Here is an 11,595-nt window from a genome sequence, read left to right on the forward strand (position 1 = left end):
CATGCCCCAACGCATCGGGGGCATCTCATACTTAGCGTGTACCAATACACATTTTATAAAGTCATCCTTGCTTATACAGCATGATTATGAGATTCCCGCCTTTCCGATAAACCGGAACAGGTCGCGGGAATGACGTGCAGGAATGTGAGATCATCTTACAATCCTACAAAGCAGGTGCAAATAGCCAATGCACAAATTCATCCTGTGTTTACTATAAATAAAAAATCCCGCCGCAAAGGCAGGACTTTTATGCATTGCAGGAAAAATTATTTCTTAGCTGCAGCAGGGGCCGCCGTTTTTGTGGCAGCAGTGGCCGCAGCGGCTTCTTCCTGTTTCAACTGGCGCGTAAGCACAATGGAGGCAATGGGAATCCTGGGTGAATTCATAATTTCCATGTTCTCCGCTTTTACATCTTCCACGCGAATGTTTTCATTTAATTTAAGCTCGCTTATGTCAACCTCAATATTTTCCTTTAAATGCTTAGGCAGGGTTTTTACTTTAAGCGACTTCATTTTTGTAATCAGCTTGCCGCCTTCTTTTACGCCGGCGGGCGTGCCGTTGAATTTCAGGGGCAGGTCGGCAATAACTTTTTTGTCGCCAACCAGCTCAAGCAGGTCAATGTGTATAAGGTTGTCTTTCACCTTATCAAACTGCAAATCTTTTAAGATGCAGGTGTAAGATTTGCCATCCACTTTTACTTCTGCCAACTGGAATTCCGGTGTATAAACAAGAGGCTTAAATGCCTTTGCAGGAGCAGAGAAGTTCACTTCCTGCGCACCCCCGTAAATTACACCAGGCACCAGTTCCTGAGAGCGAAGCTGGCGGGTGGCTTTTTTGCCAATTTCGGTCCTCAGTTGTCCTTCGATTGTAATTGTTTTCATTTTTATTTATTGTTTGCCCCGCTCCTTTCAGGAACGGGAAGTTTAAAAAATACAATTTTATTTTTTGGCTACCAGCCAATAAATTCTACTTAAGCACGGTACTCCCCTTCAGGGGATGGGGGGCAGCCCTGCTCTGCGAAGTCTCCGGACCATAGCTGTTGTTCGAAACCATTTTCTTAAAGCCTCACAGAGGCTTAACGTGTGTACAATGCTGCCCGTAATGTTTCTTTACCGTTCCATTGGAACGGAACGTTTACACGCACCACACCTACGGTGTATAAATCCCCCTGGCACAATTATTTCTTCACACGTGGGCGATCATACGGATCGCTAATGCAGGTTTTGAACACTTCAGGTCTCCGGACTTCGCAGTTCTATGCGCAAAGTCGCTGACTTTCAAAAAAGAAATTTATTTATCTCTCATCTGCGAGTGTATAAATAAACTGGTGATGCTCTTATTTTCGTAAGCATTTCGTATGGCTATTGCAAAAAGATCGGCCACCGAAATAACCTTGATTTTTGAAGAAGGCTGCTTTAGCTGAATGGTATCGCAAACCACCAGTTCTTCCAGCACGCTGTTTTCTATGTTTTCAAAAGCCCTGCCACTTAAAACCGGGTGCGTGCATAAAGCCCTTACGCTTCTTGCGCCATTGTCTTTTAAAAGAGCTGCGGCTTTCGAAAGGGTGCCGCCGGTATCAATAATATCGTCTATTAAAACAATATCTTTATCCTGCACATCGCCTATTAAAACCATGCTGGCTATTTCATTTGCCCGTTTGCGATGCTTATCGCAAATAACCATTTCTGCATTAAAATAGCTGGCTATTTCCCTTACGCGGTTGGTACTCCCCACGTCGGGGGACGCAAAGGTAAGGTTTGGCAGGTTAAGTTTTTCTATATAAGGTATAAAAATTGCCGAGCTATCTAAGTGGTCAACCGGTATATCGAAGAAACCCTGGATTTGAGGAGCATGCAAATCCAGGGTAATTATGCGGTTAGCGCCGGCCGTTTCCAGCAGCGAGGCTACCAGTTTAGACCCGATGGCCACCCGTGGACGATCCTTCCTGTCCTGCCGGCCATAGCCATAATATGGGATTACAGCAATTATTTTATAAGCGCTGGCGCGTTTGGCAGCATCAATCATCAGCAATAGCTCCATCAAATTATCTGTGGGTGCGCAGGTGCTTTGTATTAAAAACACATAATCACCGCGAATGCTTTCAAGGAATATCGGCTGAAATTCCCCATCGCTGAACTTTTGAATATTTACTTTACCGGGCGCAACGCCAAAACACTGCGCAATTTTAGCGCACAGCGCCTGCGACCCGGTACCTGAAAAAATTTTTACTGAAGGACCCATAGTGTAGCTTGATAGGCGGCGAAGATAAAAATTCAAAAAAGAAATACTAATTTGAAGTTTCATATTTTTTCCAATGCCCAATTCTTCCATCAAAAACTGGGCGGTTGATGACCGGCCCCGTGAAAAACTCCTGCTTAAAGGCTACCATGCTTTAAGCAATGCAGAACTGCTCGCCATCCTTATTAATAACGGCACAAAAGATAAAAGTGCGGTTGATGTGGCCAAAGCACTCCTTATATCGGTGAGTAATGATCTGCAGAAGCTGGGGAAGCTGTCAGTAAAAGAAATTTTAAAGCTGAAGGTAAAAGGCATTGGCGAAGCAAAGGCCATAACCATTGCCGCCGCCCTGGAGCTTGGCCAGCGCCGGGATGTGGCTGAAAAGAAATTAGACATTGTAATTCGCAGCCGCGATATTGCGGAATACCTGAAAGCCCAGTTGCAGTATAAGAAGCATGAGGTATTTGCTGTGGTGTATTTAAACCGCGCCAATAAAATAAAGCATTCTGAAATTGTAAGCGAAGGCGGTATGGCCGGCACGGTTGCCGATCCGCGCATCATTGTAAGAAAGGCCCTGGAGAACGATGCAACAAGCATTATTCTTTGCCATAACCACCCGAGCGGCAGCCTGAAGCCCAGCCGCACCGATGAAGAGCTGACAAGGAGAATTAATGAAGCTGCCGCTTATTTCGATATAAAAGTGTTAGACCACATTATTGTAAGCGAGTACGGCTATTACAGTTTTGCTGATGAAGGGCTGCTATAAAACGAAGGCCATGGAAATAATACCATCAATTCAAAGAAGGATTTATGAAATAAGAGGGCAAAAGGTGATGTTGGATTTCGATCTTGCTGAGCTGTATGAAACAGAAACCAAGTACCTTAAAAGGGCAGTAAGAACAAACATTAACAGGTTTCCGCCAGACTTTATGTTTGAGCTGACTAAGGCAGAGTGGGAAGCTTTGAGGTGCAATTTTAGCACCTCAAACAAAAGAGGTGGTACAAGATATTTAGCCTTTGCCTTTACAGAACAGGGCGTGGCCATGCTGAGCGCTGTTTTAAATTCTCAAAAAGCCATTGATGTAAATATCTCAATTATGAGGGCCTTTGTATTTATACGGCAATATGCTTTGAGCCATAAAGACCTAACCGACAAGCTGAAAAAGTTAGAACGCAAATACAACAAACAATTTAAAGATGTGTATGATGCTATAAACTACCTGTTGCAGAAAGATAAATGGGAACACAGGGAACGGATAGGTTTTAAAAGTAAGTAAGGGCAATAAAGCATAAAAGACAAGTAAAAAAAATTATTGGCATAATGAAGTATTGTTGCAGCATAAAATACCTTATGGCGGAATAGTTGCAACTATATTATCCGTATGCGCATCAGAACCGGGAATTATACCAAACGCCCCATCATTTGCTTTAACCGGAAAGAAAATCACTGCCCCCTGAATATTATTCGTTACCAGATATGAATCCTGTCCTTCTCCGCCAGATACATTTTATCGCCCGGCTGCACATTAAATGCCTCATAAAAATGTGTTGAGTTCATCAGCGGGCCATTTACACGCCATATTGGAGGAGAATGCGGGTTGTTATTGATCCACAGGCGCAGAAATTCATCTTTCATCTTTACCTGCCATATATGTGCAACCGAAATAAAGAAGCGCTGATCGGGTGTAAAGCCGCCGGCCTTTGTTGTATCCCGCCCTTCTTTGGTCATTTTAAAAGCATCGTAAGCAATGGCAACGCCGCCTATATCTGCTGTATTTTCACCAAGCGTCATAGCGCCCTTAACATGCACGGTATCCAGCACAGTAAAACTGTTATACAGATTAACTACCTGTTGCGTTTTTGCCTTGAACTTTTCATAATCATCTTTCGTCCACCAGTTTTCCACGTTGCCGTTCTTATCGAACTGTGCACCCTGATCATCAAAAGCATGTGTCATTTCATGGCCGATCACCATACCAATGCCACCATAGTTAAGGGCATCATCTGCATTGTTATCAAAATACGGAGGTTGCAGGATGGCTGCGGGAAAAACAATTTCATTGGCTGAAGGATTGTAATACGCTGTAACCGTTGAGGGCGTGGTAAACCATTCTGATCTGTCAACAGGCTTATTCAGTTTTGCCAGCTGATACTGATAATTACTGGAAGCAGCCGATACCACATTTTCAAAGTATTTATCCTTTATAATCGTTACATTGCTGTAATCTCTCCACTTATCGGGATAACCGATCTTTTTTGTGATAGCAAATAATTTTTCTTTCGCCTTTTGCTTGGTGCTGTCGCTCATCCAGTCCAGCTTATCTATCCTTGCTGATAACGCCTGTTGTAAATTATTCACCAGTTCCAAAGCACGCTTTTTAGCATCTTCCGTAAAATATTTCTTTACGTACAATTGCCCGAGGGCTTCACCCAGTGATTGGTCAACCGCGCCTGCCATTATCTCGCCGCGTGATTTTTGTACAGCCTGCCCTGACAATACCTTATTAAACTCAAATGCCGCATCAACAAAGGGTTTGCTTAGCACATCCGTATATGTATTAACGGAATGCGCTTTCAGATAGACTTTCCAGTCGCTTAGCGGAATGGATTTTAAAACTGCATTGAGCTTATCGTAATAAGCAGGTTGCGACACATCAATAGAATCTGTTTTTGCGCCCAGTTCATTCAATACATCCGGCCAGCCGATATTGGGCTGACGTTTTGCAAGCGTGGCAACAGCCATTTTATTATAGTTCGCATTTATATCGCGTAATTCAATATTGGTTTTATGTGAAGCGGCAAGTTGTTTGTCAATGTTATAAACAATATCAGCATTTTTTGCTGCCGTTGCAGTATCGCTGCCCGTAAGTTTAAATAGTGCAGCAAGATATATTTTGTAAGCCTGCTGGATAGCCATGCTTGACGGATCTGTTTTAAAATAATAATCCCGCTCGGGCAAACCAATACCTGACTGGTGGATGTGGGCAATGTTGAGATTGCTGTTTTTATTATCCGGCCCCACATAAAAGGCTACCACAGAGGTATTATACACGCTTGCTTCATCTGCAACAAACTTCATTAAAGAAGCAACATTACTGATGCTGTCAATACGGGTGAGTATTGGTTTTATGGGATCATAACCACGCTTGTTAATGGTATTTGTATCCATGCCGGAAGCATAAAAATCTCCGAGCTTTTGTTCAATACTGCCTGTGGTATTGCCGGCTTTTGCAACACTGTCCAGTATGCCCTGCAAACGTAAACGCTGCGGGTAGTTCATAAACATGTATGCGCCCACGCCTGTTTGTGAAGGCGGTATCTGTACGGTATCATACCATTTACGGTTTACATACATGAAAAAATTATCGCCGGGTTTGACGGATGAATCTATGCCCGGTATATCAGCAATATTTTTATCAGATGTGTTATTACATGCTGCCAGCGAGAGCAATGCTGCAAAAAGAAATAGCGGTCTTTTCATGAACAGATGTTTTATAGCGGTAAAATGATTAACCGGTCAAGGTTACATTTCCCTGTGCCAGAGATAGTGAAATTGATTTTGTTTGTACCGAAGTTAATTGTTCCGGCTGTTTTGTAATTCATATTGCGGGAAAATTTATCAGGCGAAGTTTTTTATTTCACTTGTTTTCCCTGAAGGTATCTTTTAGAGCCTGTTTAAAAATAATGCCAGGAATTTTGTCTGTTATCAAAAACGGCTGTTTCTTATTGGTTTTAATATTTAAAAAACTTTCCCGCCTGCCGAACAATACAATGATAAAGTTTTGCAAATAATACGAGGCCTAAATGAAATGGTAAATGAGATTTTTACCGGAACATTTTTTATGATATTTGTGCACGGAATCTCAAACTTTTACAATGCAGAAAAATAAAATAGGCGGTTTAGAAAAAATAGTTTTAATAATTGTTTTTGTACTAATGGTTATTGGCATTATTGCCGCATGGGTAGATAAAACCTGGTTCCTTGAATCTTATGTAGAGGAGGATGGCTTTATTGAAGACCTTACTTTAGTGCCGCTTGCCATACTAACTTTAACCAGCCTGATTCTTTTGGTGAAGTATGCCCGCAAAAAGAATATTTGGTTCTTTCTCACTTACTTTTTTATTGCATTGGGCAGCTTCTTTGTTTTAGGCGAGGAAATAAGCTGGGGCCAGCGCATTTTTAAATTTCAAACTTCTGAATACTTCCGTGAGCACAATACACAGGATGAAGAGAATATTCATAACCTCATTGTAGATGGTGAAAAGCTTAATAAAATAATTTTTACAGATGTATTGATAGCAGGCGTTGCCATATATCTTATTGTTATTCCCCGGCTATACAATAAGAAGCCGGGATTTAAAAATTTTATTGATAAGGCTGCCTTTCCTGTTGCCAGGCTTTACCAGATCATCGGCTGCCTGCTGGTTTTTGGCTTATCGTTTTTAACGTTTGACAGCAAAGGCGCCGAATTGTTGGAATTTGGCAGCAGCACCATGTTTATGCTGATTGTTTTAAATCCTTTAAACAAAGAAGCCCGCGCTTAAAAGCCATTTAAATTTTCGATAACTTTTATTTATAGTCGTTGCTCCCATCATTGCGTAAAAAACCACCGCCTTATTTTTGGCGCAACTGTAACAAGTATTTTCAGTTTAAAATAAAAACCGCAAGTTGGTTATGGTTTAATTTTGCCGGTTAAAATAAAGCGCCTGAATGAAACAACCGGAATTAGTGATCATTATCCCTGTATATAACGAAGAAGAAAATTTACCACGCATACAGCAGGCTTTTGAAGCTTATTTTCCTTTAGCCAAAATTCCATCCAAAGTACTGTTTGTAAATGATGGATCAAAAGATGACAGCCTGCAGATGATTCGTGAAATATGCAACGCAAATCCGCTTTTCACTTATATATCATTTGAAAAAAACTGCGGGTTAAGCGCTGCCATTAAAGCAGGCTTTGACTGTGCCAATACAAAATGGGTGGGTTATATTGATGCCGACCTGCAAACCTCGCCCGGGGACTTTAATATACTTGCTGATTATTGCAATGAGTATGACCTGGTAACCGGTGTGCGCACCGGCAGAAAAGATTCTTTTGTTAAAAAAACATCATCCAAAATTGCCAACGGCATAAGGCGCAGCTTTACCCACGATGGTATGGATGATACAGGCTGTCCTTTAAAAATCATTAAAGCAGATAAGGCAAAAGCCATTCCTATGTTCAACGGCCTGCACCGTTTTTTACCAGCGATGATCTTATTGCAAAAGGGCAGGATCATGCAGGTGCCTGTACGCGCTTTTCCAAGGGTTGCAGGCAAATCAAACTTCCATTTATGGAACAGGCTTATTGGCCCGTTAGGCGACTGCTTCGCTTATGTATGGATGAAGCGGAAATACATTAATTACACCATTGCTGAAAAGAGATTATGAGTAACTGGGGCATAATCGGCATTGGCGCTTTGGCGCAAATATTATTTTCAAGCCGGCTTTTACTGCAATGGATTTTATCTGAAAAACAGAAGAAAGTTTTAACGCCGGTTTTGTTTTGGGAGTTTAGCTTACTTGCATCTTTCCTGTTGTTTGTATATGGCTATTTAAGGAATGATTTTGTCATCATGCTGGGGCAAACCATTACGTATTATATTTATATACGCAATATGCAGTTGCAGCGCCAGTGGCAAAAACTTGCCAGTATTTTACGCCCGCTTATCTATCTCTTTCCTGTTTTTATTTCAATATATGGCTATAACAATGCTGTTAATGACCGGGAAAACCTTTTTCATAATGAAAACATACCGGCATGGTTATTTGTGCTCGGCATTGTTTCTCAAATGCTATTCACATGCCGGTTTATTTATCAATGGATATATTCAGAGAAGAAAAAGGAATCGCATTTGCCTTTAGGCTTCTGGATCATCAGCCTCGCCGGCTCTTTTCTTATATTGGTGTATGCCGCGTTCAGGAAAGATATTGTTTTGTTTGCCGGGCAGATTACCGGTTTTGTGGTTTACTTCCGCAATATTGTTATTATTAAAAAACAGGCATGAAATCGCTTGCTGAGAAATACCCGCTTGCTGCATTAATGGCTGTTTCCGTGCTGATGCTGTTTGTTCATCTCGGCTTGATACAAACAAACATCATGGAAGCGAGGAACCTGATTACTGCAAGGGAAATGGTAAATGACGGCCACTGGATTTTTACAACAATGAATGGTTTGCCGCGTTATGAAAAGCCGCCACTGCCTACCTGGTTAACCGCTTTTTTTATGCTGATGGATGGCATGCAAAGCATGTTTGTGCTGCGCCTGCCGGCTGCATTGATTTGCGTGCTGCTTGTGTATTTTTTTTATAAGCTGGTAAAACGTTTTCAGCCTGAAAACAACCAGCCATTATATGCTTCGCTTATACTCATTACTTCTTTCTATATATTTTTTTCGGGGAGGGATAACCAATGGGATATATACACACATGCATTTATGGTGGCGTGTATTTACTTCTTATATAAATCATTCAATAAAAATACAGCATTGAATATCGCGCTGGCAGGCCTGTTTGCAGGATGCTCTTTCCTTAGCAAAGGGCCTGTTTCCATGTACGGATTACTGCTTTCTTTTTTGATTGCTTATTTTATTATTTACAGGCAAAAAGCAGGTAAGAATTTATTACTGTGCCTGATTGTGCTCTGCATTGGTTTAGCAATTGGCCTTTCCTGGCCGTTGTATGTAAAATATCTTGATACAGGCGCGGGAACCGCTTTGTCAAAACAAACAGCGAATTGGGGAAATTATGAAGTAAAACCTTTTTATTATTACTGGAGCTTTTTTACGCAGAGCGGAATATGGACCATTCCATCCTTTATTTCCTTAATGTATTTCTATATGCGTAAGCGTGTAAGCAACAGTAAAATCTATACATTTTCATTTCTGTGGACAATTTCCTCGTTACTGCTTTTATCATTTATTCCTGAAAAAAAAGTACGCTATATATTGCCTGCGCTTATTCCGCTTGCTATGAATACAAGCTTTTATATCCAATACCTGATTATCTCTTTTAAGCAAATAACGGGCAGATATGAAAAACTGGTTGTTTACATCAGCTTTGGATTGATTGCGCTGATAGGATTAGCCGTTCCGTTCACCGGACTTTTTTTATTGAAACCCAGGCTGGAGAATTATATGGGCTGGTATATATTGCTTGTGATAATTTCTTTTACCTGCGCGTTTACAATAATAAATGGGTTAATGAAAAAACATTTTGCACAGGTGTTTTATGCCTCTGTTTTTTTTATGTGCGGCATTGTAACTACCATCATACCATTATCAAAAATATTTTATACTAACAGCAACTATTATGATGCAGCTAACCTGCATGGCATTGAGAAAAAGCACAACATTAAAACGTATGAAGGCGATGGTTTCGTTCCGGAAATAATATGGAGCTATGGAAATCCGATGCCAAATATAGCTGATGGCAATTCAGTTAAGATACCTGCAGATACAAATTTTGGCCTGCTTGTTTATGCCGGCAAAGCAGATGAACTGATGCATAGCTTTAATAACTACAGTTTTACGCAGCTTGCTACGGTTGACTTAAATGAAGTGCCTGCAGAAAACAGGCTATATAACAAGCGGCTTGTTAAGAATTATTACCTGGTAAAAAAGCTATAATCTTACAGGCCTTACATGGTTCATCTGGCAGTAAACTTGCCGGCATGTTAGATAATGTAAGAAAAAAACAGATGCTTTATTGCAAACAGCTTAATCCCTAACTTGGATAGACATACGTATTAGGAAGATTTTTTCTTTTAAAGCCCTTGTTTTTTCAAGGGTTTTGATTTTATTTGTAATACGTAAAGTACGTACTATGTCCAAACATTCTTCTTCTCCGCATCCTCAATGGGCATTAAAACATAAACAGCCCGGCACAGAACTGCGCCTCATCAATGGCAGATATTATTTGTACGCGTATAAAACGGTGTATGATGCTCTTAAAAAGAAGCCAAAGAAAGTCAGCGGAAAATTATTGGGCTCTATCAGTGAAACAAAAGGTTTTATGCCTTCACCTGCACGATTAGCAGCAAAAGCTATGACAGCGCATACCACCATTGCCCCGGTATTAGTAAAAGAGTATGGGGTTGCTCAACTTGTTATTACCCGGTTTACTGATTATAGTAAGCGCCTCGAAAAATATTTTGGAGAGATGTGGAAAGAATTAATTGCTATTGCTTATTGCCGTATAGTATATAAATGCCCATTAAAGAGCATTCCCTTCCGCTTAGACAGCAGCTATCTGCCAGAGCTATTGGGCATTCATCGCTTTAACGAAAAAACGGCTTCCGGCGTATTGAATAAAACGGGAGGCATGCCTGGGGCCATGCAGTCATACATGAAAGCATTTATTGAAAAAGGGGATTATATTCTTATGGATGCAACGCATGTGTTGAGCCAATCAGAGCAGATTGCCATAGCACGTAAGGGATATAATGCACCACTGAATTTTGAGCAACAGTTTAATCTTCTTTATGTTTATTCCGCCACTCAACGCATGCCGGTATTTTACCGGCTGCTGCCTGGCAATGTTCGTGAAGTAAAAGCATTTAAAAACACCTTATTGCAGGCGGGTTTGAAAAAAGCAATTATAGTGGCTGATAAAGGATTTTACTCTGAAGCCAACAGAGACCTTCTTTTGCAGGAAAAACTGGATTTTATTCTGCCATTGAAAAGAAACAATGCACTGATAGATTATAATGCCCTGTCAAACAACACATTTAAAACCGATGCCGTTTATTTTGAGCATGAAAAACGAGCCGTTTGGCATCATACCTACAAACACGAAAAACTTCTCCTGCATTTATATTTAGATGAGACATTACGGCTTAAAGAAGAATCAGATTACATAGGCAGAATAAAAACACATCCTGAAAATTACAGCATAGAAAAATACCATCAGCACAGAAATCATTTTGGAACCATTGCTCTTCTCACCAATTTATATGACGCTTCAGCACAGGATGTTTACGAAACTTACAAAAGCAGAATGTATATCGAAACTATGTTCGATGGCATGAAAAATGTATTGGAAGCAGATCACACTTATATGCAAAATCAGCAAACCCTTGAAGGCTGGATGTTTATCAATCATATTTGCTTGCAATGGTATCAACATTTATTTATAGAACTAAAGACAAAAAACTTACTCAAAAAAATATCGGTTAACGACTACATACAGTTATTGACTGATGTAAAAAAAGTAAAAATCAATAATACCTGGCATCTTAATGAATATACAGCAGCCGCAAAAAAACTTATGCAAGCTTTAGACATTAACATATAATACGTACATTTTTCCAGGTTAGGG

10 protein-coding genes are annotated in these 11,595 nt (G+C 40.5%); 7 read left to right on the forward strand and 3 right to left on the reverse strand.

Annotated features, from left to right (window positions below; all coding sequences use genetic code 11):
- Positions 1 to 266: 266 nt before the first annotated feature.
- Both QM629_RS03035 and QM629_RS03040 read right to left on the reverse strand, forming a co-directional pair.
- Entirely contained in the window at positions 267 to 881 is a 615-nt protein-coding gene (locus QM629_RS03035; RefSeq protein WP_415157055.1) for a 50S ribosomal protein L25, read from the reverse strand.
- Between the two features lie 409 nt (positions 882 to 1,290).
- Entirely contained in the window at positions 1,291 to 2,241 is a 951-nt protein-coding gene (locus QM629_RS03040) for a ribose-phosphate pyrophosphokinase (RefSeq protein WP_415157057.1), read from the reverse strand.
- Between the two features lie 73 nt (positions 2,242 to 2,314).
- Between QM629_RS03040 and radC the strand changes: the two genes are divergently transcribed.
- Together radC and QM629_RS03050 are read left to right on the forward strand one after the other, a co-directional pair.
- Positions 2,315 to 3,004: a RadC family protein gene (gene radC, locus QM629_RS03045; protein WP_415157059.1), complete on the forward strand. Its 690-nt coding sequence runs from the start codon at positions 2,315 to 2,317 to the stop codon at positions 3,002 to 3,004.
- A gap of 10 nt (positions 3,005 to 3,014) precedes the next feature.
- Complete coding sequence (locus QM629_RS03050) at positions 3,015 to 3,515, forward strand: ORF6N domain-containing protein (RefSeq protein ID WP_415157061.1); 501 nt, start codon at positions 3,015 to 3,017, stop codon at positions 3,513 to 3,515.
- A gap of 191 nt (positions 3,516 to 3,706) precedes the next feature.
- On the opposite strand, the gene QM629_RS03055 is transcribed toward QM629_RS03050, so the two are convergent.
- On the reverse strand, positions 3,707 to 5,719 hold the full coding sequence (locus QM629_RS03055; protein ID WP_415157063.1) for a M13 family metallopeptidase: 2,013 nt from the start codon (positions 5,717 to 5,719) through the stop codon (positions 3,707 to 3,709).
- Positions 5,720 to 6,114: 395 nt separating this feature from the next.
- Here QM629_RS03055 and QM629_RS03060 point away from each other — a divergent pair, with 395 nt between their 5' ends.
- The 5 genes from QM629_RS03060 to QM629_RS03080 all read left to right on the forward strand — a co-directional run bounded on the left by QM629_RS03060 (position 6,115) and on the right by QM629_RS03080 (position 11,571).
- The gene (locus QM629_RS03060; protein WP_415157065.1) at positions 6,115 to 6,783 is read left to right on the forward strand and encodes a hypothetical protein; all 669 of its coding nucleotides are present in this window, start codon (positions 6,115 to 6,117) and stop codon (positions 6,781 to 6,783) included.
- A 166-nt stretch (positions 6,784 to 6,949) separates the two neighbouring features.
- The gene (locus QM629_RS03065; protein WP_415157067.1) at positions 6,950 to 7,669 is read left to right on the forward strand and encodes a glycosyltransferase family 2 protein; all 720 of its coding nucleotides are present in this window, start codon (positions 6,950 to 6,952) and stop codon (positions 7,667 to 7,669) included.
- A complete protein-coding gene (locus QM629_RS03070; protein WP_415157069.1) occupies positions 7,666 to 8,286 on the forward strand; it encodes a lipid-A-disaccharide synthase N-terminal domain-containing protein in 621 nt (206 codons plus the stop codon). Before QM629_RS03065 ends, QM629_RS03070 begins: the two co-directional genes overlap by 4 nt.
- Positions 8,283 to 9,905 (forward strand): ArnT family glycosyltransferase, encoded by a 1,623-nt coding sequence (locus QM629_RS03075; RefSeq protein ID WP_415157071.1) that lies wholly within the window; start codon positions 8,283 to 8,285, stop codon positions 9,903 to 9,905. Before QM629_RS03070 ends, QM629_RS03075 begins: the two co-directional genes overlap by 4 nt.
- Before the next feature lie 196 nt (positions 9,906 to 10,101).
- Complete coding sequence (locus tag QM629_RS03080; RefSeq protein WP_415157073.1) at positions 10,102 to 11,571, forward strand: transposase; 1,470 nt, start codon at positions 10,102 to 10,104, stop codon at positions 11,569 to 11,571.
- Positions 11,572 to 11,595: the final 24 nt, after the last annotated feature.

The organism is Parafilimonas sp. (assembly GCF_047606085.1).
Lineage (GTDB): Bacteria > Bacteroidota > Bacteroidia > Chitinophagales > Chitinophagaceae > Parafilimonas.